This window comes from Lentzea sp. DG1S-22 (assembly GCF_036321065.1).
Taxonomy (GTDB): domain Bacteria; phylum Actinomycetota; class Actinomycetes; order Mycobacteriales; family Pseudonocardiaceae; genus Lentzea; species Lentzea jiangxiensis.
Genome location: NZ_CP143276.1, coordinates 7,287,977 through 7,310,172, shown reverse-complemented (window position 1 = coordinate 7,310,172; position 22,196 = coordinate 7,287,977). Strand labels below are relative to the sequence as shown.

25 protein-coding genes are annotated in these 22,196 nt (G+C 70.7%); 13 read left to right on the top strand and 12 right to left on the bottom strand.

Going from position 1 to position 22,196, the window contains the following annotated elements; all coding sequences use genetic code 11:
- Positions 1-22: 22 nt before the first annotated feature.
- From V1227_RS34685 to V1227_RS34670, 4 genes are all read right to left on the bottom strand, one after another.
- Positions 23-352: a hypothetical protein gene (locus V1227_RS34685; protein WP_329789431.1), complete on the bottom strand. Its 330-nt coding sequence runs from the start codon at positions 350-352 to the stop codon at positions 23-25.
- Between the two features lie 92 nt (positions 353-444).
- The gene (locus V1227_RS34680; RefSeq protein ID WP_329789430.1) at positions 445-861 is read right to left on the bottom strand and encodes an Imm10 family immunity protein; all 417 of its coding nucleotides are present in this window, start codon (positions 859-861) and stop codon (positions 445-447) included.
- A gap of 146 nt (positions 862-1,007) precedes the next feature.
- The gene (locus tag V1227_RS34675; protein ID WP_329789429.1) at positions 1,008-1,961 is read right to left on the bottom strand and encodes an electron transfer flavoprotein subunit alpha/FixB family protein; all 954 of its coding nucleotides are present in this window, start codon (positions 1,959-1,961) and stop codon (positions 1,008-1,010) included.
- Between the two features lie 13 nt (positions 1,962-1,974).
- Positions 1,975-2,757 carry an electron transfer flavoprotein subunit beta/FixA family protein gene (locus tag V1227_RS34670; RefSeq protein WP_236216312.1) on the bottom strand — a complete coding sequence of 261 codons (783 nt, stop codon included), beginning with the start codon at positions 2,755-2,757 and terminating at the stop codon, positions 1,975-1,977.
- A 214-nt stretch (positions 2,758-2,971) separates the two neighbouring features.
- On the opposite strand from V1227_RS34670, the gene V1227_RS34665 reads away from it, so the two are divergent.
- Complete coding sequence (locus tag V1227_RS34665) at positions 2,972-3,814, top strand: DegV family protein (RefSeq protein WP_329789428.1); 843 nt, start codon at positions 2,972-2,974, stop codon at positions 3,812-3,814.
- A gap of 64 nt (positions 3,815-3,878) precedes the next feature.
- Positions 3,879-4,031 (top strand): hypothetical protein, encoded by a 153-nt coding sequence (locus V1227_RS34660; protein ID WP_236216316.1) that lies wholly within the window; start codon positions 3,879-3,881, stop codon positions 4,029-4,031.
- Here V1227_RS34660 and V1227_RS34655 read toward each other — a convergent pair.
- From V1227_RS34655 to V1227_RS34640, 4 genes are all read right to left on the bottom strand, one after another.
- Positions 4,028-4,831, bottom strand: coding sequence for an isocitrate lyase/PEP mutase family protein (locus V1227_RS34655; protein ID WP_329789427.1), 804 nt, complete (start codon positions 4,829-4,831; stop codon positions 4,028-4,030). The genes V1227_RS34660 and V1227_RS34655 overlap by 4 nt on opposite strands.
- A gap of 502 nt (positions 4,832-5,333) precedes the next feature.
- Positions 5,334-6,152: a hypothetical protein gene (locus V1227_RS34650; RefSeq protein ID WP_329789426.1), complete on the bottom strand. Its 819-nt coding sequence runs from the start codon at positions 6,150-6,152 to the stop codon at positions 5,334-5,336.
- 46 nt (positions 6,153-6,198) lie between these two features.
- Positions 6,199-6,750, bottom strand: coding sequence for a hypothetical protein (locus V1227_RS34645; protein WP_329789425.1), 552 nt, complete (start codon positions 6,748-6,750; stop codon positions 6,199-6,201).
- On the bottom strand, positions 6,747-7,697 hold the full coding sequence (locus tag V1227_RS34640) for a hypothetical protein (protein WP_329789424.1): 951 nt from the start codon (positions 7,695-7,697) through the stop codon (positions 6,747-6,749). Before V1227_RS34640 ends, V1227_RS34645 begins: the two co-directional genes overlap by 4 nt.
- Before the next feature lie 315 nt (positions 7,698-8,012).
- Between V1227_RS34640 and V1227_RS34635 the strand changes: the two genes are divergently transcribed.
- Together V1227_RS34635 and V1227_RS34630 are read left to right on the top strand one after the other, a co-directional pair.
- Complete coding sequence (locus tag V1227_RS34635) at positions 8,013-8,375, top strand: DegV family protein (RefSeq protein ID WP_329789423.1); 363 nt, start codon at positions 8,013-8,015, stop codon at positions 8,373-8,375.
- Complete coding sequence (locus tag V1227_RS34630; protein ID WP_329789422.1) at positions 8,315-8,854, top strand: DegV family protein; 540 nt, start codon at positions 8,315-8,317, stop codon at positions 8,852-8,854. The genes V1227_RS34635 and V1227_RS34630 overlap by 61 nt, the downstream gene beginning before the upstream one ends.
- Here the strand turns inward: V1227_RS34630 and V1227_RS34625 are convergent.
- Positions 8,843-9,490, bottom strand: a complete 648-nt coding sequence (locus V1227_RS34625; RefSeq protein ID WP_329789421.1) for a TetR/AcrR family transcriptional regulator — start codon at positions 9,488-9,490, stop codon at positions 8,843-8,845. The two genes, V1227_RS34630 and V1227_RS34625, sit on opposite strands and share 12 nt — an antisense overlap.
- A gap of 120 nt (positions 9,491-9,610) precedes the next feature.
- Here V1227_RS34625 and V1227_RS34620 point away from each other — a divergent pair, with 120 nt between their 5' ends.
- From V1227_RS34620 to V1227_RS34600, 5 genes are read left to right on the top strand one after another with little or no spacing between them, the layout of a single operon-like run.
- A complete protein-coding gene (locus V1227_RS34620) occupies positions 9,611-9,961 on the top strand; it encodes a hypothetical protein (RefSeq protein ID WP_329789420.1) in 351 nt (116 codons plus the stop codon).
- Between the two features lies 1 nt (position 9,962).
- Entirely contained in the window at positions 9,963-10,700 is a 738-nt protein-coding gene (locus V1227_RS34615) for a class I SAM-dependent methyltransferase (RefSeq protein ID WP_329794180.1), read from the top strand.
- Positions 10,697-12,160 carry a glycoside hydrolase family 57 protein gene (locus V1227_RS34610; protein WP_329789419.1) on the top strand — a complete coding sequence of 488 codons (1,464 nt, stop codon included), beginning with the start codon at positions 10,697-10,699 and terminating at the stop codon, positions 12,158-12,160. Before V1227_RS34615 ends, V1227_RS34610 begins: the two co-directional genes overlap by 4 nt.
- A gap of 4 nt (positions 12,161-12,164) precedes the next feature.
- Positions 12,165-13,412, top strand: a complete 1,248-nt coding sequence (locus tag V1227_RS34605) for a glycosyltransferase family 4 protein (RefSeq protein WP_329789418.1) — start codon at positions 12,165-12,167, stop codon at positions 13,410-13,412.
- 48 nt (positions 13,413-13,460) lie between these two features.
- Entirely contained in the window at positions 13,461-14,240 is a 780-nt protein-coding gene (locus V1227_RS34600) for an SGNH/GDSL hydrolase family protein (RefSeq protein WP_329789417.1), read from the top strand.
- Here V1227_RS34600 and V1227_RS34595 read toward each other — a convergent pair.
- Positions 14,232-14,990, bottom strand: a complete 759-nt coding sequence (locus tag V1227_RS34595; protein WP_329789416.1) for an acyltransferase — start codon at positions 14,988-14,990, stop codon at positions 14,232-14,234. The genes V1227_RS34600 and V1227_RS34595 overlap by 9 nt on opposite strands.
- Positions 14,991-15,107: 117 nt before the next feature.
- Between V1227_RS34595 and V1227_RS34590 the strand changes: the two genes are divergently transcribed.
- The 3 genes from V1227_RS34590 to V1227_RS34580 all read left to right on the top strand — a co-directional run bounded on the left by V1227_RS34590 (position 15,108) and on the right by V1227_RS34580 (position 20,073).
- Positions 15,108-15,962 carry a nucleoside hydrolase gene (locus V1227_RS34590; protein WP_329789415.1) on the top strand — a complete coding sequence of 285 codons (855 nt, stop codon included), beginning with the start codon at positions 15,108-15,110 and terminating at the stop codon, positions 15,960-15,962.
- 58 nt (positions 15,963-16,020) lie between these two features.
- Positions 16,021-19,278, top strand: coding sequence for a GH92 family glycosyl hydrolase (locus tag V1227_RS34585; RefSeq protein WP_329789414.1), 3,258 nt, complete (start codon positions 16,021-16,023; stop codon positions 19,276-19,278).
- A gap of 69 nt (positions 19,279-19,347) precedes the next feature.
- On the top strand, positions 19,348-20,073 hold the full coding sequence (locus V1227_RS34580; RefSeq protein ID WP_329789413.1) for a nucleotidyltransferase domain-containing protein: 726 nt from the start codon (positions 19,348-19,350) through the stop codon (positions 20,071-20,073).
- On the opposite strand, the gene V1227_RS34575 is transcribed toward V1227_RS34580, so the two are convergent.
- Positions 20,009-20,398, bottom strand: a complete 390-nt coding sequence (locus tag V1227_RS34575; RefSeq protein ID WP_329789412.1) for a DUF4267 domain-containing protein — start codon at positions 20,396-20,398, stop codon at positions 20,009-20,011. The two genes, V1227_RS34580 and V1227_RS34575, sit on opposite strands and share 65 nt — an antisense overlap.
- Before the next feature lie 90 nt (positions 20,399-20,488).
- Here V1227_RS34575 and V1227_RS34570 point away from each other — a divergent pair, with 90 nt between their 5' ends.
- A complete protein-coding gene (locus V1227_RS34570; protein WP_329789411.1) occupies positions 20,489-21,076 on the top strand; it encodes a TetR/AcrR family transcriptional regulator in 588 nt (195 codons plus the stop codon).
- Here V1227_RS34570 and V1227_RS34565 read toward each other — a convergent pair.
- Positions 21,035-22,195 carry a THUMP-like domain-containing protein gene (locus tag V1227_RS34565; protein WP_329789410.1) on the bottom strand — a complete coding sequence of 387 codons (1,161 nt, stop codon included), beginning with the start codon at positions 22,193-22,195 and terminating at the stop codon, positions 21,035-21,037. The two genes, V1227_RS34570 and V1227_RS34565, sit on opposite strands and share 42 nt — an antisense overlap.
- Position 22,196 lies beyond the last annotated feature (1 nt).

Below are 22,196 nucleotides of genomic sequence, written 5' to 3'. Positions count from 1 at the left end.
GGGGCTTCGCGGGTCGCGGGACTCAGCACCACTTGGGCTTGTTGTACTCCGCGATGCCCTTGAGCCGGTTGTACTCGAAGGACCGCGTCTCGCCGAACGGGATGTTCTTGCAGTCCGGGTCGAAGCCGCGCGAGACGTCGATGCTCGCCTTGCGCTTGGTGGCGTGGCAGTTGAGCAACGTGTCGATGCCGCTGCCGCCGAAGTTCGCGTCCTTCTCGCCCATGAAGTAGAGCTTCTGCTGACGTCCGGTGCACGGGCGGTCGGCACTGGCCGGCGCGGCGGCGAGCGTCATGAAACCGGCGGCCATCGTGAGGCCGAGCACCACGGACGCCACTCGCTTGATCTGTCGCATCAGGACCCTTTCACTCGGTCGATGCGGACAGACTTCGCCAAAGCCCTGGCACATCCCTGACTACACTTAGCATCCCGAAACGGACACCCGCTTCAGGCGAGGTCACCGCTCAGCACCGGGCGGAAGCTCTCGCGCCCGAACGTGAAGACGCGCCGGTAGCCGTTCGCCAGCTCCGCGACGACGTCCGGGGCGAGGTCGAGTTCCACCGAGAGGACGGGCCCGGCCAGTTCGAGCTCCGCGACCGCCTTCTCGGAGAACTCCAGCACCAGCACGCCGCCGGTGAGTTCCGCCCGGGTCACGCCGCCGTACGTGCAGCGGTGCTCGTCGTCGACGACGCAGTACGAGTCCATGTCGTAGTCGGCGTCGTCGAGGTCGTCCTCGCTCGCCGTGACCATCAGCTGCCTGCCGCCGCCGTCGGGCTGCTCGGCGACGCCGACCGTGAACATGGTCCGGTCTTCGTCCTCGAAGCCCATGCCGTGGCCTCGCACGACGAAGCTGTTGTCGCTCAACGCTCTTCTCCCCGAAAGACTCGTCACCGCCGACCACGCCCCAGCACGCGGTCCAGGTGGAGCTCCTTCCCGATCATGAAAGACGACCTTAAACGCCAACGGCCGCCCCACCGAGGCGGGGCGGCCGTTGGCAGCGCGGAGGGTGCTCAGCCCTTGCGCTTGGCGACTTCTTCCTTCAGCTGCGGGGCGACGTTGAACAGGTCGCCCACCACGCCGAAGTCGGCGATCTCGAAGATCGGGGCCTCGGGGTCCTTGTTGACCGCGACGATCGTCTTCGAGGTCTGCATGCCGGCGCGGTGCTGGATGGCACCGGAGATGCCCAGCGCCACGTACAGCTGCGGCGAGACCGTCTTGCCGGTCTGGCCGACCTGGAACTGGTGCGGGTAGTAGCCCGAGTCGACCGCGGCGCGCGAGGCACCGACGGCGGCACCGAGCGAGTCCGCGAGCTCCTCGACGACGGAGAACTTGTCGGCGGAACCGACACCGCGGCCACCGGAGACGACGACCGAGGCCTCGGTCAGCTCCGGGCGGTCGCCACCGACGACGGCCTCGCGCGAGGTCACGCGGGCGGACTTGGCGGCGTCCACGGAGATGGAGACCGACTCGTCCAGCACGGCGTCCGCCGCGGACTCCTCGGCCTCGACGCCGCCGGGGCGGACCGTGATGACCGGGGTGCCCTTGCTGACCTTCGCCTTGACGACGAACGCGCCACCGAAGATGGACTGCACGCCGGTGCCGTCGGCCTCGACGTCCACGACGTCGACCAGCCAGCCGGAGCCGATGCGCGCGGCGAGCCGGCCCGCGACCTCCTTGCCCTCGACCGTCGCGGAGACGAGCACCGCGGACGCGTTCGGGACGAGGGCGGCCAGCGCGTCGACCTTCGGGGTCACCAGGAAGTTGGCGGCGTCGTCGGACTCGACGGCGTAGACCTTCGCGGCGCCGAACCTGCCGAGCGACTCGCGGATCTTGGACGCGGTGCCGGAGGCGCCCACGACCACGGCGGCCGGGGTGCCCAGGCGACGCGCGGCCGTCAGCAGCTCGTAGCTGACCTTCTTGACCTCGCCGTCGACGTGGTCGACCAGAACGAGAACTTCAGACATGACTTCCCCTCCCTCAGATGAGCTTCTGGCCGACGAGGAACTCGGCGATCTTCTGACCGCCGTCGCCACCGTCCTCGATGCGCTGGCCCGCGCTGCGCGGCGGCTTCGGGGACGCCTCGAGCACCTGGGTGTACGCGCCGGACAGGCCGACCTCGGACGCGTCGACGCCGAGGTCCGCCACGGTCAGCGTGGAGACGGGCTTCTTCTTCGCGGCCATGATGCCCTTGAAGGACGGGTAGCGCGGCTCGTTGATCTTCTCGGTCACGGAGACCACGGCCGGCAGCGACGCCTCGACGAAGGCGACGCCCTCGTCGGTCTCGCGCTCGCCCTTGATCGTGGAACCGTCGACGGTGACCTTGCGCAGCTGGGTGACCTGCGGCAGGCCGAGCAGTTCGGCGAGGATGGCCGGGACAGCGCCCGCGCGGCCGTCGGTGGCCTCGTTGCCCGCGATGACCAGGTCGACGTTCTCGACCGTGCCGATCGCCTTCGCGAGGACCTTGGCCGTGGCCAGCGAGTCCGACCCGTGCAGCGCCTCGTCGCTCACGTGGATCGCCTTGTCGGCACCCATCGACAGCGCCTTGCGGATCGCGTCGGTGGCGCGGTCGGGACCCATCGCGATCACGGTGACCTCACCGCCGTGGGCTTCCTGCAGCAGCAGGGCCTCTTCGACGGCGCGCTCGTTGATCTCGTCGAGCACGGCATCCGCGGACTCGCGGTCAAGGGTGTGGTCGGCGTCGGTGAGCTTGCGCTCGGACCAGGTGTCAGGCACCTGCTTGACCAGGACAACAATGTTCATAGGTCCTCTTCGACCTCCTGCGGACGGGCGGCGACGCTTGCGCAGAGGACTCTAGAACTGCGCCGCCGGGTGTTCACGACCCTGCCATCACCCGGATGTTACCCGCCAGTAGCAGTCGCGCAAACAGCAGCAAGCACCCCGCTAGCGTGACAGTTGTCACCCGTTCACGCCACCAACTGAGACTTAACCCATTCGGGGTCTAGGCTGCGCTGACATGTACCGGCGAGTAGCTATCGTGACCGACTCCACGGCCTGCCTCCCGGCGCAGCTGACCAAGACGCTCGGCATCGAAGTGGTGCAGATCCAGGTGCGGATCGGCGACCACACCGACGACGAGTCCCGCATCCCGGTCCCGGACCTGGTCTCGGCCATGCGTTCGAACGTGCCCGTGACGACGATCCCACCCGATCCGGACGCGTTCTTCTGGACGTACGACGAACTGGCGGCGCAGGGCGTTCGCTCGATCGTGTCCGTGCACGTGTCGAGCCGCCAGTCCGCCACCGTCGAGGCGGCCAGGGAAGCCGCCGCCAAGGTCCGCGTGCCCGTGCACGTCATCGACACCCACACCTGCGGGATGAGCATCGGCTACGCCGTCCAGGCCGCCGCGAAGGTCGCCGAGGCGGGTGGCAGCGTCGAGAAGGTGCTCGCGACGGCCCAGCGACGCTTCGACAGGTCGACCGAGCTGATCTACGTGGACACGCTCGAGTACCTGCGCCGCGGCGGCCGCATCGGCGCCGCGGCCGCCCTGGTCGGCGGGGTGCTGTCGATGAAGCCGCTGCTGACCATGGCCGACGGCCAGATCACGCCGCTGGACAAGGTGATCGGCGCCGACCGCGCGCTCAACCGGATGCTCGACATCGCGGTCAAGCGCGCGGGCACGGACACCGTGGACGTGGCCGTGGAGCACTTCGACGCGGAGGAGAAGGCCTCGCGCCTGCTGCGCAACCTCCGCCGCAACGTGCCGAACGTCCGCCAGTTCATGGTGACGCAGGTCAGCTCGGCCATCGGCGCCCACGTCGGACCAGGTGCGCTGGGCATCACCGTTTCGCCGGTCTGACTGCCGGGAACTCCGGGAACGGTTTCGTCCGTTGAAATGGACGTAACGGACACCTGGAGGACCGATGGCCGGCTTCATGGACAAGATCACCAGGTTCCTGCGCAGCCCGCAGGGCCACAAGCTCCAAGCCAAGGCACGGCAGATGGCGCAGGACCCGCGCAAGCGCGCGCAGGCCGAGCAGCTGCTGCGCAAGTTCCGCGGCGGCAAGAGGCACTAGCGGAAGAGGGCGTTGAGCTCGGCGTAGCCCAAGCCCTCACCGGTGCTGTCGTACGTACCCTTCGCCAGCAACTCCTCGGCCGCCTTCTTGGCGGTCGCGTAGGCGGCTGACGCCAGCGCCGTACCGACGCTGATCCTGGCGGCGCCCGCGGTCCCGAGCTCTCGGACCGCGGGCGCGCCCGGACCGGCCAGCACGTTCAACGGCGCGTTGATGTTCCGCGCCAACAGCTCCACGGTCTCGAGATCGGTGACGCCCGGCACGAAGATGCCGCTGGCTCCCGCCTCCAGGTAGACCCGCGCGCGGTCGAGCGTGTGCTGCAGCCTCTCCTGCGGCTCACCGATCCCCCGCAGGAACACGTCCACGCGCGCGTTGATGTAGAGCGTCGGCGCACCTTCCCGCGCCGCCTGCAGACGTTCCTTCTGCTCCCGCACGTCCCTCAGCGCCGCGCCCCGCCCGTCCTCGATGTTGACGCCGGACGCGCCCGCCTCCTCGACGGCCTTCGCCGTCTCCGCGACCCCGGCGGCGTCCTCGCCGAAACCGGACTCGATGTCCGCGGTCACCGGGACCTCGACCGCCTTGACAATTCTCGCGACGAGATCGATGGCGAGGTCGCGGTCGAGCGCGTCCCCGTCCGGCGCGCCGAGGCTCCACGCCACCCCGGCACTGGTGGTGGCGACGGCCTGGGCGCCGGCCGCCTCGACGATGAGGGCGGAGGCGACGTCCCAGGCGTTGGGCAGGACGAGCGGGCCCTGCGCGTGGAGGGCGTGGAAGAGGGCGGTGCGGTCCGTGGCGGAAGTCATGATCGATTGATATCAGCGCGCGGGGGCGGTGTCCTGCCGGTTTCGGACATGGACCGATGAGTTTCCGACACGGCTGTGGGTGTGGCTGTGGTTGTGGGGCGTGGTCGTGGGTGTGGCTGCCGGGTTGGGGGTTCCGGGTGGCAGCGGCGGCGTGGGGCCGCTGTGGTGGAGCGGACGGCAGGCACGGCAGGCTTGCGCAAGGGTCCCCTCGGAATCAGGAACCCCCGCGCACCAACGTACTCAGCAGGTCTGACACTCAACCGGATCTCCTGCGCGACCGGCCTCGTGCCTGGCTGGTGCCATGCACGGCCGGTCTCCTGCGCGACCAGCTTTGTGCCAGACCAGCCTCATGCGCGGCCGGTCTCCTGCGCGGCAGTCCTGTGCGCAGCCGAATCCGCGCACAGCCGGTCTCACGCCACTGTCCCCGAGTGCCTGGCACCGCCCCCGTCCGACACCGCCGCGTCGTCGAACCTCCAAGCCGACGAACACGAAACCCCCGCGGTCAGTTGCTGTCCGCCTTGCGGCGCACCTCTTCGAACGTCCTCAGGTAGCGCTGCCGGAAGTCCTCCCGCTCCACCCACGTCGCGCGCTCGACGGGCTGCGGTGCGGCGGGCGGCGGCAGCACGGGAGTGTCGGTGCCGGCCGCTACCGTTGGTTCGGGGGCTTCAGGTTCCCCCACGGGGGGCTCGAAGTCCCCATCCTGATCGTATCGAGCGGCACCGACAGTTTCGGGCTCGTCGCTCGGCTCGGCGTCCTCGGCCACGGGAGCGGGATCGCGTTCGGGACCGGCGGTCGGCTCGGGCGCGACGGCCGGTTCCGGTATCGCCGCAGCGATCGGAGCCGCAGCGATCGGAGCCGCAGCGATCGGAGCCGCAGCGATCGGAGCCTTGGCGGTCACCGGCTCCCCCGCGTCCCCGAACTCCACGAGCAACTCGAGTTCCTCGGCCTCCGCAGCCACCGCGGGCTTCGCGGCAACCGCCGGCCGCGGCTCCACCGCCGGCTGCGGCTCCACCGGGACCGGCTCGGGCGGGACCTCGCCCACCGCCCGCAGGTCCAGCCGTGGCACCGACCTCAGCACCGGTCCCGACACCGGCTCAGAGAGCGAAGCCAGCGCCGGTTCCAGCTGTGACAGCCCCACCACCGGGTTGCGGTGGATCGGCCGCGTGTCGTAGTCGTCGGCGACCGGTTCGACGGTGGTGGGCTTGGGAACCCACGTGCGCTCGGCCGGCTGTTCCGGTCGAGCGGACTCGGCCAGGGCGGTTTCCTCGCGGCGCCGCACCAGCGTGTACATCAGGGCCGCCCCCAACGTGAAGGACAGCACGCACAGCCCGAAGACGATCCCGACTGCCCCTGCCATGCGAAGGCTCCTAGCTCACGAGGACGTCGATCTGAGGTCCGAAGTCCGCGGGCGGGCCCCACACCGGGTCCACGACGACCCGCGTGGTGATCGTGCTCGCCACGCCCTGCTCGGCCAGGTACTGCCGCAGCAGGCCGGCCCTCTCCAGCGCGAGCACGTCGCACCTGTGCGATGCGGTCTCGCCGTTCCACGCGTGCGCCACCAGCGTCACGGAGCCCGAGACGTTGCGCAGCACGCTCGCCAGGCTTCGGCGCACGTCCTCGCCGCGGCCCACGAGGGACGCGGTGCCCGGCGCGAAGGTGACGCCCTTGACCGAGTGGGTGGTGAACAGGTCGCGCACCGCCTGCTGGGCCACCGCCGGCGGCAGGAGCAGAGGAGCGGCGGGTTCCATCCGGACGGGGGCGGCGAAGTCGGAGACCGGCACCGGGCCCGCCACCACCGGGGCTGCGGGCGAGGACGACAGGGCCGTCTGGAGTTCCTCGCCGTAGACGGAGAAGCCGAACGCCGTCACCGACGCGGGCACCATCAGCGCGCCCGCGACGAGCGGCATCCAGCGCTTCACGAGGCGGCCACCTGCTCCGGGACGTGCACGGGCGTGATCCGGTCGGCGGCCACGGAGAGGGCGGCGCGGACCGCGGACAGCTGCGAGTGGACGGCGCGGCGCAGCTCGTGCAGCTCGGCGGTGCGCTCGGCGACTTCCGCGAGGCGGCGCTGGGCTTCGCGGCACGCCATCTTCACCACGAACTCCGAGCGGGCGCGCGCCAGCGCCTCCTGCTCCTGCAGGTGGCGCGCGGCCTCGTTGCGGCGGCGGGTGATGGTCAGCTCGAGGAACTGCTCCGCCTTCTGGCGCTTGCGCTCGGAGTCGGCCTCCAGCGAGTTGCACTGCAACGCCGTCTCGCGCAGCAGCCTGTCCGCGTCGGCCTGGGCCTGGGCGACTGCCTCGGTGCACTCGCGCTCCACCTCGTCGGCGCGCTGGCGGTGCTGGGCCTCGAGGTCGGCGCAGCGGCGCTCCGCCTCGAGCTCACGGCGTTCCATCGCGGCGGCACGGGTGGCGCAGTCCTGGCGCGACGCGTGGAGCTCGGCCTCGGCCTCGGCGCGCATGGCCGCGGCCTCCTGCTCCGCGGCGGCGCGCAGCGCGGCCAGCTCCACGTCGGTGCGCGCGCGGAGGTCGGCGCACTCGCGTTCGGTCCGCAGGTGCATCTCCGCGGTCTCGTCCTCGGCGAGGCGGAGCATGCGGTGCATCCGTTCGGTCGCGCTCGCGTGCGTGCCCGAGGTCGACTCGAGGCGCTCGATCCTGGCGCGCGCCTCTTCCAGGTCCTGGCGCGTCATCTCCAGCAGCTTGCGCAGATCGGCCGCCTGTGCCAGCGCCTCGGCCCGGTCGAGGCTCGTGAAGCGCAACTGCTCCTCGAGACCCTCGATGTGCTCGATGACCTGACGTCGGTGAAAACCTCGGTAGACAACGTCGAAACCGGCGTGCAGCGGAACCAGTTCCTGCTCTTTTGCACCCATGGTCACCTACTCGCTCAACCGTGCTGAAGATTGAGCGAGCTTACCCACGGCTCATGGCCCCAACCAGCGTCGAAAGTGGACGGAACGACTCCGAGGAAATCGCCCCATAGCACCACTTTCCAGCACAAACGCCGTAAATGTAGATCAACACCAGACAAGCCGCAGTCACCCGATTGTGTCTGGCGAGGCGCCTTTCCGGAGCGGTCGGCCCGTGCGTTCGGCGTACACGGAATGCAACCGCGAAGGTCGAGATCACACGAATTGCCAACCATCGGTCGTGGCCACTTCGATCACCCTTGGTTAACCTTCTCGTTCGTGTCCTCACGAGTAGCCGTCGTCACCGACTCGACCGCGTCGCTGCCCGCCCGTCTGGCGGACCGGTTCAACATCATCACGGTCCCCATGCAGCTGAAGATCGGGTCGGAGCTGATCGACGAGGCGTACGTGCCGACCGAGCGGCTGCTGCAGGCGATGGAGGCGCAGATCCCCATCTCGACGCAGCCTCCGGCGCCCGATGCGTTCTTCTGGGCCTACCAGGACGCGTGGGCGAAGGGCGCGGAGACGATCGTCTCGGTGCACGTGACGCCGAAGCTCTCCCCGCGACGGACGCGGCGAAGGTGGCCGCGGCGAAGTCGCGCGTCCCGGTGTTCATCGTCGACTCGCACTCCTCGGGCATGACGCTCGGGTTCGCGGCGCTCGCGGCGGCGCGGGTCGTGCAGGCCGGCGGCAACGTCCAGAACGCGCGCAGCGTCGCCGAGCAGCGCGGCCGCGACGCGAGCGTGCTCATCTACGTCGACACCCTGCAGTACCTGCGCCAGGCGGGCCGGGTGAGCGCGGCGGCGAAGCTCTTCGGCGACGCGCTGTCGGTCAAGCCGCTGCTCACGGTCGCCAACGGCGAGGTGGAGCCGTTCGACAAGGTCGTCGGCCGCGACCGGGCGCTGGGCAAGCTCGTCGACAAGGCGGTGGCGCAGGCCTACGGGCGCAACGTCGACCTCGCCGTCGAGCACTTCGCGGCCGAGGAGGACGGCCACGAGCTGCTCCAGATGCTGCGCCAGCGGATCCCGCACGCGCGCGACATCGTCCTGACCCAGGTCAGCGCGGCCATCGGCGCGAACGTGGGACCGGGCGCGCTGGCCGTCACGATCTCACCGTTCTGAGCCCAACTCCGCCACTTCCTCCGCCAGCAGCAGACCGGCGTCGATCCCCATCGGCGTGAAGTGCCCGGCGAGCTCGAGCGAGAGCACGCCCTGCACCCGCGTCCAGAACGACAGCGCGCGGTGGACGGCTGGGGTCGGCGCGGGCAGGGCGGCCGCCCACTGGCGGTTCATGCCCAGGACCAGGTCGAACGGCGTCCGCGGCGCCTCGTCCGCCGGTCCCCCGCACACCTGGAGCAGCACCGCCAGGATCTCGTCCGAGATCGCGGTGATGTCCTCGGGCGCGTGGTAGCCGGGCACCGGCGTGCCGTAGATGAGCAGGTACCGGTGCGGATCGCTCAGCGCCCACCGCCTGATGACGCCCGCGAGCGCCACGACGGTGGTCCCGGCCCCGTGGGCGGCGCGGACGGCGTCGGCGAGGCTGCGGTAGGCGTCCCGGATGAGCGCGGTGATCAGCTCGTCGCGGCCGGCGTAGTAGCGGTAGAGGGCCGGCCCGCTCATGCCCATCTCCTTGGCGATGGCGTTGATCGACAACGCCGTCACGCCGGTCGAGGCGATCTGCTGCCACGCGTGCCGCTTGATCTCGTCGCGCACCTGGGCCCGGTAGCGCTCGCGCGGGTTCCGCACCGTCTCCGTCATCGTTAGACCCTCTCACATTCGTTATTGACACCCGCAGCGGTGACACCCTAGCTTCATGGCATCACCTTAGTTAGAGGATATAACTGACGCAAGTGATGCTAACGAACGAAGGAGCTCGTCATGTCCGGGATCGCCACTCGCACCGCCGCCCACCCGTCGACGTCCGCGCTGGTCGCGGCGTGGGCGGTCCCGGTCATGGTGATCGGCGGGTTCGTGCTGCTCTCCGGCATCCCGATCGCCGTCCTGCTCGTCGCGAGCCTGCGCGACCGCCGTTCGCAGGCGCTGCGCTGGTGGGCCGGCGCTCTCGCACTCGCCTACGCCACCCCGTTGACGACGTGGCTCGCCGGACCGAGCGAGGCACCCAGCCTGTCCAAGTACATGGACGCCCCGACGACCGCGGTGCTCGCCGGGACCGGCGCCGCCGTCGCCATCGCGCACCAGGTAGTTCGCAGGCGCTCTACTGACAAGTAACCTGACGGGCGTGACCCTCCCCCTGACCGGCGAACGCACAGTGCCCGGTATCGCGGAAGAGAACTACTGGTTCCGGCGCCACGAGGCCGCATATCTGCACCTCATCGGCCACTGCGCGGACGCCGTCGTGCTGGAGGCGGGCTGCGGCGAGGGCTACGGCGCCCAGCTGATCCGCACGGTCGCGCGCAGGGTCGTAGCGCTCGACTACGACGAGCTGACGTCGCAGCACGTGTCGCGCGCGTACCCGCAGCTCGACGTGCTGCGCGGGAACCTCGCGACGCTGCCGTTGCGCGACGGCAGCGTGGACGTCGTCGCGAACCTGCAGGTCATCGAGCACCTCTGGGACCAGGAGGGCTTCCTCGCCGAGTGCCGGCGGGTGCTGCGCCCCGGCGGGAAGCTCATCGTCACCACGCCGAACAGGCTGACGTTCTCGCCCGGCCAGGACACCCCGCTGAACCCGTTCCACACCAGGGAACTGGCACCGTCCGAACTGGACGAGATGCTGCGCGGGGCTGGTTTCCGCGTTGACGAACTGACGGGGCTGCGTCACGGCGAGAGGCTTGACATGCTCCTGAACGGACAGATCATCGACGCACAGGTCGAAGTCGCCCTGTCCGGTGCGCCGTGGCCCGCCGAGCTGAAGGAGGCGGTGGAGTCGGTGACGGTGCGGGACTTCGACATCACGCCCGACGACATGGACGCGTCCCTCGACCTCGTCGCCGTGGCGGTGCGCACGTGACCTCCACGAAGTCCGAGGGAACGTTCTGCCTGGTCCTGCACAGCCACCTGCCCTGGCTCGCCCACCACGGCGCGTGGCCGGTCGGCGAGGAGTGGCTCTACCAGGCGTGGGCGCACTCGTACCTGCCCGTCGTGGACATGCTGCGCCGGTTCGCCGACGAGGGCCGCACCGACGTCCTCACGCTCGGCGTCACACCGGTCCTGGCCGCGCAGCTCGACGACCCGTACTGCCTGCGGGGCATGCACGACTGGCTCGGCAACTGGCACCTGCGCTCGCACTTCGCCGGGGAGCGGCTGCCCGAGCTGTCCGCGTACGAGCACCGCGCGTCGTCGTGGGCGCTGGAGAAGTTCGAGAGCCAGTGGCGGCACGGGTTCTCGCCCCTGCTGCGCTCCCTTGTGGACTCCTCGGCCATCGAGCTGCTCGGCGGTCCGGCGACGCACCCGTTCCAGCCGTTGCTGGACCCGAAGGTGCGGGCTTTCGCGCTGCGGACCGGCCTGGACGACACGGCGCTGCGCGTCGGCCGCGCGCCGGAGGGGATCTGGGCGCCGGAGTGCGGTTACTCGCCCGGCATGGAGGCGGGGTACGCGGCGGCCGGCGTGCGGCGGTTCCTGGTCGACGGGCCCGCGCTGCACGGCGACACCTCGTCCGCGCATCCCGTCGGATCGTCGGACGTGCTGGCGTTCGGCCGCGACCTCGAGGTCTCGTACCGCGTCTGGTCGCCGAAGGTCGGCTATCCGGGCGATGCCGCGTACCGGGATTTTCACACCTACGACCACCCGACGGGCCTCAAGCCGTCGCGCGTGACGGGCAAGAACGTGTCGCCGGAGGACAAGCGGCCGTACGACCCGCTGCTGGCGCGCGAGGCTCTCGACCGGCACGTGGCCGACTTCGTCGAGACCGTCGTGAAGCGGCTGCGGGCCATCGACGGTGGCCTGGTCGTCGCGGCCTACGACACCGAGCTGTACGGGCACTGGTGGCACGAGGGTCCTCTGTGGCTGGAGGCCGTGCTGCGCGCGTTGCCCGAGGCGGGTGTCCGGGTCACGACGTTGCGCGGCGCCGCCGAGGCGGGTCACGTGGGCGCGCCGGTCGAGCTGCCGGCGTCGTCGTGGGGCAGCGGCAAGGACTGGCGCGTGTGGGACGGTGCGCAGGTGTCCGACATCGTGTCGCTGAACGCGTCGGTGCAGCAGGAGCTGCTGGGGCTGGACTTCTCCTCCGACGTGCGGGATCCGGTGCTGGACCAGGCGGTGCGCGAGGCGCTGCTGGCGTTGTCGAGCGACTGGGCCTTCATGGTCACCAAGGACTCGGCCGCCGACTACGCCCGGTACCGCGCGAAGATTCACAGCGACCGCTTCAGCGAGCTCGCGGCGCTGGCGCGCGGCGGTCGTGGACGTGCGAGGGCGGCGGAACTCCGCGCGGCGGACGGCCCGTTCGGGCATCTGGACGCGCGAGGAATGAGGTAACGGGATGCGCGTGCTGATGGTGTCGTGGGAGTACCCGCCGGTGGTCGTCGGCGGACTGGGCAGGCACGTCCACGCGCTCGCGACACAGCTGGCCGCGCAGGGGCACGACGTCGTCGTGCTCTGCCGACAACCTTCCGGCACCGACGCCGTCACGCACCCCACCGTCGACGTGGTGAGCGAGGGCGTGCGGCTGGTCCGCGTCGCCGAGGACCCGGCGCACTTCGTGTTCGAGAAGGACCTCCTGGCGTGGACCCTCGCGATGGGCCACGCGATGACGCGCGCCGGCCTGGCGTTGGGCTCGTGGCGCCCGGACGTCGTGCACGCGCACGACTGGCTCGTCGCACACCCGGCCGTGGCGCTGGCCGAGGCGTTCGGCGTGCCGCTGGTGGCGACGATCCACGCGACCGAGGCGGGCCGGCACTCCGGCTGGCTGTCGCACCCGCTGAACCAGCAGGTGCACTCGGTGGAGTGGTGGCTCGCGAACCGCGCCGACTCGCTGATCACCTGCTCGTCGGCGATGCGCGGCGAGGTCGCGCACCTGTTCGAAGTGGACACCGCCGACGTCTCCGTGCTGCACAACGGCATCGAGCCCGGCGGCTGGAAGGTGCGCGCGAAGGACGTCGGCGCCGCCCGCCGCGCCCACTCGCCGCACGGCGACCCGCTGCTGCTGTTCTTCGGCCGCATCGAGTGGGAGAAGGGCGTGCAGGACCTGATCGCCGCCCTGCCCCGGATCCGCCGCTTCCACCGCGGCACGCGCGTCGTCGTCGCCGGTGGCGGCTCGCAGACCGAGTGGCTGCGGGACCAGGCGCGCAAGCACCGCGTGCTGCGGGCCGTCGAGTTCGTCGGCCACCTCTCCGACAGGTCGCTGGCGGCGTTGCTCACCGCGGCCGACGCCGTCGTGCTGCCCTCGCGCTACGAACCCTTCGGCATCGTCGCCCTGGAGGCCGCCGCGGCCGGGACCCCCCTGGTCGCCTCGACCGCCGGCGGCCTCGGCGAGGTCGTGGTGGACGGCGTCACCGGTCTGTCGTTCGCACCCGGTGACGTGGACGGACTCGCGCGCGGCGTGCGTGCCGTGCTCTCCGACCCCACTGCGGCGGCGGCGCGCGCCCGTGCCGCGAAAGCACGTCTGGCCACCGACTTCAACTGGGCCACCATCGCTTCCGGCACGGCGGCCGTCTACTCGAAGGCCTCGGTGCGCGAGCCGCGCGTCCTCGGGCGTCCCAAGATCGCGACGGGAAATCTGTTCACCTAGGTCCGCTACAGTCGCCGGTCCCGTGAACAGAAGGTGACCGAGGACTGAATGACCTACCAACGCTTCGTGGCGCTCGGGGACAGCTGCACCGAGGGCCTGGACGACCTGCTGCCCGACGGCCGCTACCGCGGCTGGGCCGACCGCGTCGCGTCCGCGCTCGACGCACCCGGCTTCCGCTACGCCAACCTCGCCGTGCGCGGCCGCCGGCTCGACCAGATGCTGGTGGAGCAGGTCCCGTCCGCGTCCGCGCTGGACCCCGACCTGGTGGTGCTCTTCGGCGGCGGCAACGACGTGATGTCCGGGGCTTCGGCCTCGCAACTGGAGCAGCGGGTCGACGCGATGGTGCGCGCCGTGACGTCGTTCGCGCCGACCGTCGCCGTCTTCACGTTGAGCGACATCTCGCACCGCATGCCGTTCGGGTGGCGCATGCGGCCCCGGATCGAGGCCCTGAACGCGGCCGTTCGTGACGCTTCTTCGCGCTACGGCGCGGTTCTGGTCGACGTCGCCGCCGACGAGTGCGTGCACGACTCGCGGTACTTCGGGCCGGACCGGCTGCACCTGTCGTCGCTGGGGCACCGGCGGCTGGCCGGGCACCTGTTGTCGGCGCTGGAGATCCCGTTCGACCCGTCGTGGCTCACGCCGCTGGAGGGCGCGGCGGCGCCGGCCTCGGTCCTGGACCACTGGCGGTGGTTGCGGGACCAGGTGCTGCCGGTGGCGTACACGCGGACCCGGAACCGGCTGATCGGCCGGCAGCCCGGGGACGGGTTCAGCCCGAAGCGCCCGCAGCTCGCGCCGCTGGCGTGGCCGCGGCTGGCCGACTCACGCTGACGCGTCGGACGACTGCTCCCGCTGGGCCAAGGCCTCCTTGGCCTTGCGGGCCATGTCGGCGATGTCCGCCCGCCGCTGCGCGTCCGCCTCGTAGTCGGCCCGCCGGTCCCGGACGACCCTGGCCGGCATCCCGACCGCGATCTTGAAGTCGGGCACGTCCCCGCGCACCACCGCGTGGGCACCCAGAACGCACCCGCGGCCGACGCGGGTGCCGCGCAGCACGGTGACCTTGGCGCCGAGCCAGCAGTCCGGCCCGATGCGGACCGGGGACTTCACGATGCCCTGGTCCTTGATCGGCAGCGTGATGTCCTCGACCTTGTGGTCGAAGTCGCAGATGTACACCCAGTCCGCGACCAGCGACGACGCGCCGATCTCGATGTCGAGGTAGCAGTTGACCGTGTTGTCCTTGCCGAACACGACCTTGTCGCCGATGCGCAGCGACCCCTCGTGGCAGCGGATCGCGTTGCCGTCGCCGATGTGCACCCAGCGGCCGATCTCGAGGCGGCCGAAGCCGGGCCGGGCCATGACCTCGACGCGCTTGCCGAAGAAGACCATGCCGCGCAGCACCACGTGCGGGTTGAGCAGGCGGAACTTCAGCAGGCGCCAGTACCGGACGAGGTACCAGGGGGTGTAGGCGCGGTGGCGCAGCACCCAGCGCAGGGAGTCCACCGTGAGGAACCGCGCCTGCATCGGGTCACGGCGCGACCTGCGCCAGCGGGTCCAGACCGGTGCGCCCCACATCGAAGTCATGGACGAAGACTCTAACTTCGGACGGCCGGCGCGCCGGACGCGGTCGTGGGGTGGCCCGGGCGACGGTGAGAGGCGCGGCACGTGGGACGCGGCCCGCCCGTGAGGCAGGCTGGCGGCATGGCGACTCCTCTCATCATCGACACCGACCCCGGCGTCGACGACGCGTTCGCGATCGCGCTCGCGGCCCGCAGCCCCGAGGTCGAGCTGAAAGGCCTGACCACGGTCTTCGGCAACGTCGGGCTGGACCTCACGACGGCCAACGCGCTGCGGCTGCTCGCGCACCTCGGGCGCACCGACGTGCCCGTGGTCAAGGGGTTCGAGGGGCCCGGCGGGGCCGCGGACGTGCACGGCGCGGACGGGCTCGGCGGGCAGGCGCTCACGTTGCCGGAGAACCCGCGGGGCGTGCAGGGTGAGGACGTCGTGCGGTTCTTCGCGGACACGATCACGCCGGACACCGTCGTGGCGGCGATCGGGCCGCTCACGAACATCGCCGCCGCGCTCGACGCCGGTGTCGAGTTCCCGCGGCTGATCGTCATGGGTGGCGGGCTCGGCATCGGCAACACGACACTCCGGGCCGAGTTCAACTTCTGGGCCGACGCCGCGGCGGCGCGGACGGTGATCCGCAAGGGGAACCCGGTCGTCGTGCCGCTCAACCTCACGCAGCGGTGCATCGCGGACACCGAGTTCCTCGCGAACGTCGACCCCGTGCTGAGCAACCTCACCGGCACCTACCGGGCCTACCTCGCCGCCAACACCGACCAGAACCGCTCCGACCGCGAGGAGGGCATCCTCGTCCACGACGCCGTCGCCGTGGCGGAGGCGGTCGTGCCCGGAAGCCTCGTCCTGAAGACCCACGGGCTCGACATCGACGACGAGGGCGCGCTCGTCGAGGGGAACTACCGGGTGGAGGTCGCGGAGGACTGCGACTGGCCCGCGCTGAGGGCCTTCATGGAGCAGCGGTTGTCCGTTTGACGACAACTTCACGTCGCTCTCTGGGGTTGGACGGGCACGGAAAGTAGGGTCCGCGACCATGCGGCGAAGAGTGCTCACGACAGCTGCGGTGGTGGCGGCCATGACGTTCGGAGTGGTCCCTGCCTCCGCTCAGCCCCAGGTCCAGGTGGTGCCGGATCCGGCAGCACACGTGAACCCGTTCATCGGCACGACCAACCTCGGGAACACCTTCCCCGGCGCGGTCGTGCCGTTCGGCATGTTCTCCTTCAGCCCGGAGGCCAGTCGCGGCAACACCCTGCGCGCCGCGGCTCCCGGCGGTTACCGGTACGACGCCACGAAGATCCGCGGCTTCAGCCTCACCCACATGTCCGGGACCGGCTGCGCGGGCGGCAGCGGTGACATCCCGATCTTCCCGCACGTCGGGACCGTCACGACCAGCCCGACCACCGACGCGACGGACGCCGTCTACGCGAGCGAGTTCGCGCACGCGGACGAGGTGGCCAAGCCCGGCCGTTACGACGTGACGCTCAAGTCGGGTGCGAAGGCCGAGCTGTCCGCCACCGAACGCACCGGCGCGGCGCGGTTCACCTTCCCCGCCGACAAGCCGGCGACGGTGCTGGTCAACACGTCCAAGTCGCAGGTCGGCAGCAGTGACGCCCAGACCGTGGTCGACAGGGACAAGCGCACCATCACCGGCAGCGTGACCAGCGGCAACTTCTGCGGCTACATCAACCAGGCCGGCCGCCGCAGCTACTACACGCTGCACTTCGTGGCGGAGTTCGACCAGGCGTTCACCGAGGTCGGCACGTATCAGGACAACGTTGTCACGCCCGGGAGCACGACCTCGAAGGGCGGCACGACCTACGGCACCAACGGCTGGCCGGTGCTGGGCAAGGGCTCCGGCGCGTACCTCGGGTTCGCACCGGGCTCGCAGGTCGGCGTGAAGATCGGCATCTCCTACGTCAGCCTGGACAACGCCAAGGCGAACCTGAGGGCCGAGAACAAGGGCCAGTCCATCGAGGACATGAGGGACAACGCGTACATCGCGTGGCAGAAGCAGCTCCGGCGCATCGAGGTCGGCGGCGGCTCCGACGACGAGCGGACGAAGTTCTACACGGCGCTGTACCACTCGTTGCTGCACCCCAACCTCTTCAGCGACGTCAACGGCGAGTACGCCGGGTTCGACGGCGAGGTCCACAAGATCGACAAGCGGAGGCAGAAGGCCCAGTACGGCACGTTCTCGGGCTGGGACGTCTACCGCTCGCAGCTGCAGCTGCTCACCCTGCTCGAACCGCAGATCGGGTCGGACATCGCGCAGTCGCTGCTCAACCAGGCCGAGCACAACAACGGCGTGTGGGACCGCTGGACACACAACAACGGTGGCACGCACGTCATGAACGGCGACCCGGCGCCGATCGCGCTGGCCGCCATCTCGGCCTTCGGCGGCAACGGCTACGACCTCGGGGCGTCGCTGAAGTCGCTGGTGAAGGCCGCGACCGTGCCGACCGCGCTCGACCTGAGCAAGGAGGGCTGGGCCGTGATGTCGGTCGGGCAGCGGCCGTCGCTCGACAAGTACCTGAAGCACAGGTACATGCCGTCCGTCTCGAACGCCTGGGGCGGCGCCGCGGAGACCCTGGAGATCTCCGCGGCGGACTTCGCGATCAGCCAGCTCGCCGAGCGCACGGGCGACCGCAGGACCGCGAGGACGTTCGCCGAACGCGCCCAGTGGTGGCAGAACAACTTCGACCCGGTCGCGGACGCCACCGGTGGGTACATCCGCAACCGCAACGCCGACGGCACGTGGGTCAAGGACTTCACGCCCGACACCGGCAACGGGTTCGTCGAGGGCAGCAGTGCCCAGTACACGTGGATGGTCCCGCACAACGTCGCCGGGCTCGTGGAGTCGCTCGGTGGCCGGGAACGCGCCACCAAGCGGCTGGACGACTTCTTCCACAACGCCGACGGCAGCTGGGCGCTGACCGGCCGCGGCGGGGCGAAGTCCGAACTGGACAACGAGCCGTCGGTGAACGTGCCGTGGCTCTACAACTACACCGGTCAGCCCGCCAAGGCGCAGGAGACGCTGCGCGAGACGGTGAACACGCTGTGGAAGAACGCCCCCGGCGGCATTCCCGGCAACGACGACCTCGGCGCCATGTCGTCGTGGTTCGTGTTCACCGCGATGGGCATCTACCCGCAGGTGCCGTCCCGCGCCGAGCTGGTGCTGAGCGCGCCGCTGTTCACGTCGGTGAAGATCAACCGCGGCGGCGGCAGGGACATCACCATCACCGCGCCCCAGGCCGGCACGGCCACGAAGTACGTGCAGTCGTTGAAGGTCAACGGCCGTGCGTCGTCGAAGACCTGGCTGCCCGAGTCGTTCGTGGAACGCGGCGGCAGGCTCGACTTCGTGCTGGGCAGGTCGGCGTCCTCGTGGGGCACCGGCGCCGCGGACGCCCCGCCGTCGTTCCGCGACGGCGAGCAGCCGATCCGCCACGACCAGCCGTACTTCCTCACGGTCGAACCGCGTCAGCTCGTCGTCGAGCCCGGCGGTTCGGTCCAGGGGAAGGTCAACTCGGTCAAGCTCTACGACGGCGACCCGAAGGCGACCTACACGATCACCGGTCCCGACGCGCTGTCGTTCACGCCGGCCACCGGCACCGTGCCCGCGGCGTTCACGGTCGCGGCCGGCCCCGGTACCGCGCAGGGCTTCTACGACATCACCGTGACGGTGACCGTCGAGGGCGCCTCGAAGCCGGTCGTGCTGCCGCAGACGGTGAAGGTCGCGCCGGCGGGCAGCATGCTCGCCGCGGTGAACAACGTCGGCGCCTCCGCCGACGCGGACGGCGAGGGCGACTTCGACGGCGGCGGCTACAGCTACTCGCGGGAGGCACTGGCCACGGCCGGGCTGGCGCCGGGCGGCACGGCCACCGTCGACGGCCTGACGTTCACGTGGCCGTCCTCCCCGGCGGGCCGTCCCGACAACGCGACCGCCGCGAAGCAAACGCTTGCGCTGTCCGGGACGCGGCTCGCCTTCGTGGGTTCCGCGGCCAACGGTGCCCGCACCAAGCCGGCCGTTGTCACGTTCACCGACGGCACGACCGCTTCGGTGGACATCGGGTTCAGCGACTGGACGCTGGGCGGAGGCGGGGCGACGCCGAGCTACGGCAACGTCGTCCTCGCGACCACGCCGTACCGCAACACGCTCGGCGGCGGCAACGAGAAGGTGGCCACGCACATCTTCGCCACGAAGACGTACGTGGCTCCGGAGGGCAAGACGCTGGCGAGCGTCGTGCTGCCGGAGGACGGGAACATGCACGTCTTCGCCGTGGCACTGGCTTGATCCCACCCGGTGCGGCTTCGCCCTCCCGGCGGAGCCGCACCGGACAGCCGTAGCTCATAAGGTTGTGCGGTGTTCAGGGTTTCAGAGCGCGAGCAGTTGCGCGGCGATCTCGTCCGCGCCGCCGAGACCGACTTCCGGGTGGTCGGTGCGGCGGTGACCGGGTCGGCCGCGGTGGACCGGGAGGACCGCTGGTCGGACATCGACTTCGCGTTGTCGGTGGAGCGGGACGTGGACGGCGTGGTCGCCGACTGGACGGCGTTGATGCAGGCGTGCGGCGCCGTTGGTCATCTTGACGTGCGGCGGGGCAACGTGCTGTTCCGCGTGTTCCTGATGCGGTCGACGTTGCAGGTGGACATCGCGTTTTGGCCGTCGGACGAGTTCGGGGCGACCGGGCCCACGTTCCGGTTGCTGTTCGGGGAGGCCAATGAGCTTCCTCCCGCCGGGCAGCCCGATCGGGACGAGCTCGTCGGTCTTGCCTGGTTGTACGCGTTGCACGCGCGGTCGTCGATCGAGCGCGGGCGGGTGTGGCAGGCCGTCCACATGATCAACGGGATGCGCGACCACGTGATGTCGTTGTGGTGCCTGCGCGAAGGGGTGTCCGCGGTGCAGGGGCGGGGGCTCGACGACCTGCGGGACGCCGGGGCGTTCGCGGGGACGCTGGTGTCGTCGGTGGATCCCGCCGAGCTGCGGCGGGCGTTCCAGGTGGTGACCGGGTTGCTGGTCGACGAGATCAGCGAGCCGGTGTTGCGGGAGACCGTCCTGGCGCTGTCTCGCGGAGCAGCAGAGCCGCGGTGAACAGCACGAGCACCGCTGCGGAGCCGTGCACCGCGAGCGCGTAGCCCACGGTGCCGCCGTGCGTCATCACGGCTATGCAATCACCGATCGGGATGATCGAGTCCGCCAGGACGACCCACCCGAGTGCCCGGCGGTGGCCCAGGAGCAGCAGGATCAAGGCCGTCAGGGCGTAGGCGAGATCTCGCACGCCCTTCACGACGTAGTAGCCGGTCGGGTCGACGATGCCGAACCCCGACGCGGCCCCGTCACCGTCGAGCAGGTAGCTCAGGCCGAAGTAGAAGCCCGCCGCTACGACGAGCCAGCCCATGATCGTGGCCAAGCGCATTTCGTCCTCCTGGATATCTAGCACTGCTAGCGACAAGAGCGACGCTAACAGGAACGGTGCTCGGATGTCTAGCAGTGCTAGATTCTCGGCGTGACCATCCAGAACCGGCGTGAGCGCGAGCGGGCCGAACGCCACCAGCTGATCATCGACGCCGCCCGGGACCTGGCCGAGCAGGAGGGCTGGGACGCGGTCACCACGCGCCGGCTGGCCGAGAAGGTCGAGTACAGCCAGCCGGTGCTCTACAGCCACTTCAAGGGCAAGGACGCGATCGTGCGCGCGGTCGCGATCCAGGGGTGCGGCGATCTGGCGCGCGTGCTGCGGGAAGCCCGTCCCTCGCGAGGGGGGTCACGGCTGCGGGCCGCGGCGGAGGCCTACCTGCGGTTCGCGAAGGAGAGGCCCGCGCTCTACGACGCGATGTTCGTGCAGCAGTCCGACATCCCGTGGGGCACGGACGAGGTGCCGCAGGAGCTGCTCGACGCGTTCGGCGAGCTCGTCGCCGCGGTCGAGCCCGTCCGGCGTGACCGCGACCTGGAGGCGTTGACGGAGGTCTTCTGGAGCTCGCTGCACGGCATCGCGACGCTCATGCGGGGCGGGAGGTTGCGACCGGTGCACGACGACACCCGACTCGACCTGCTGCTAGGTGCGCTGAGCCTCGCACAGGACGAAGACGGGCTTTGAGCCGATCCTGGTCAGCACGACCGTGGCCGACCCCGGACCGGAGAGCTTGAGGCGCTTGCGCATCGTGTTCGGGTCGACGTCGAGGCCGCGCACCAGGATCTCCAGCGAGCCGATCCCCCGCGTCTTCAGCAACGACTTGAGCGACTTCTCCGCGTAGTGCCCGTGTTCGAGCACGCGGAACGCCCGGATGCCGGGCGGGGGCTCGTCACCGCTCAGGTACGCGATGCGCTCGTCGAGCTGCCACAACCCGTGCCGCGCCGCGTAGTGCCGCACCAGACCGGCGCGCACCACCGCGCCGTCCGGGTCGACGAGCCACGCACCGGGCGGCGCGACCGGGCAGTCGTCGGGTTCGGCGTCCGTCAGGGTCCACGACGACGACCCGCGCAGAACCGTGGCGCGGCGCGAAACCCCGGGGGTGGCGAGGCCCCGCGTCCACAGGCAGGCCTCGCGGACGGCGCCGTCCAGCGACACGACCTCGATCTCGTCCGCCCAGGGCGCGACGGCGAAGTCGATGCCGGGCGCGCACTTCACGGCGAGGTCGACGCCCGCGTACACCTCGGACAGCTCGTCGAGCGGCGGCACGAAGTCCGACGGGTTCCACTTGCGGCGGCCGGAGGAGTCACGACGGGCCGGGTCGGCGGTCACGGCGGACGCCCGCGACACCGGGCGCAGGGCGTCGGCCAGGACGACCAGCGAACCCGGGACGTTGTTGCGGGCCATGGCGAGCCGCACCGGGTCGAGGTCCGAGCCGACGCACGTGGAAGCGACCGAGCTCAGCGCGAAGAGGTCCGCCCCGACCGAGCACGTGACGTCGTGCACCGTGCGACCGGCGAACCGCGTGGCGCGGTGCCGGGCGACAGCGGACGCCGTGGCCTGCTGCAACGCGTCGTCGGTGAAGAGCCACGACGCCGCGGAGTCCAATTTGGACAGCGCACGACGGCGCAGCAGCACGGTTTCCACGACCGGGGCGAACGACGGGCCGAGGCGCCTGCGGGCCGTCTCGACGTCCCTCAGGCGGGAGGCGTCGGAGAACGGCAACGCGTCCACCTCCGCCACCGCGGCGGTTCCGGCGGCGGAGCGCAGGAACGCCACGTCGGCGGTGGTGAACGCGTAGCCCAAC

What these genes read in the sequence shown, in the direction of transcription:
- V1227_RS34590 (WP_329789415.1), top strand. Translation starts at nt 15,108, where the DNA reads ATGGCGACTCCTCTCATCATCGACACCGACCCCGGCGTCGACGACGCG.
- V1227_RS34660 (WP_236216316.1), top strand. Translation starts at nt 3,879, where the DNA reads ATGGCCGGCTTCATGGACAAGATCACCAGGTTCCTGCGCAGCCCGCAG.
- V1227_RS34595 (WP_329789416.1), bottom strand. Translation starts at nt 14,990, where the DNA reads ATGACTTCGATGTGGGGCGCACCGGTCTGGACCCGCTGGCGCAGGTCG.
- V1227_RS34670 (WP_236216312.1), bottom strand. Translation starts at nt 2,757, where the DNA reads ATGAACATTGTTGTCCTGGTCAAGCAGGTGCCTGACACCTGGTCCGAG.
- V1227_RS34620 (WP_329789420.1), top strand. Translation starts at nt 9,611, where the DNA reads ATGTCCGGGATCGCCACTCGCACCGCCGCCCACCCGTCGACGTCCGCG.
- V1227_RS34640 (WP_329789424.1), bottom strand. Translation starts at nt 7,697, where the DNA reads ATGGGTGCAAAAGAGCAGGAACTGGTTCCGCTGCACGCCGGTTTCGAC.
- V1227_RS34665 (WP_329789428.1), top strand. Translation starts at nt 2,972, where the DNA reads ATGTACCGGCGAGTAGCTATCGTGACCGACTCCACGGCCTGCCTCCCG.
- V1227_RS34585 (WP_329789414.1), top strand. Translation starts at nt 16,021, where the DNA reads ATGCGGCGAAGAGTGCTCACGACAGCTGCGGTGGTGGCGGCCATGACG.
- V1227_RS34675 (WP_329789429.1), bottom strand. Translation starts at nt 1,961, where the DNA reads ATGTCTGAAGTTCTCGTTCTGGTCGACCACGTCGACGGCGAGGTCAAG.
- V1227_RS34655 (WP_329789427.1), bottom strand. Translation starts at nt 4,831, where the DNA reads ATGACTTCCGCCACGGACCGCACCGCCCTCTTCCACGCCCTCCACGCG.
- V1227_RS34625 (WP_329789421.1), bottom strand. Translation starts at nt 9,490, where the DNA reads ATGACGGAGACGGTGCGGAACCCGCGCGAGCGCTACCGGGCCCAGGTG.
- V1227_RS34605 (WP_329789418.1), top strand. Translation starts at nt 12,165, where the DNA reads ATGCGCGTGCTGATGGTGTCGTGGGAGTACCCGCCGGTGGTCGTCGGC.
- V1227_RS34600 (WP_329789417.1), top strand. Translation starts at nt 13,461, where the DNA reads ATGACCTACCAACGCTTCGTGGCGCTCGGGGACAGCTGCACCGAGGGC.
- V1227_RS34685 (WP_329789431.1), bottom strand. Translation starts at nt 352, where the DNA reads ATGCGACAGATCAAGCGAGTGGCGTCCGTGGTGCTCGGCCTCACGATG.
- V1227_RS34575 (WP_329789412.1), bottom strand. Translation starts at nt 20,398, where the DNA reads ATGCGCTTGGCCACGATCATGGGCTGGCTCGTCGTAGCGGCGGGCTTC.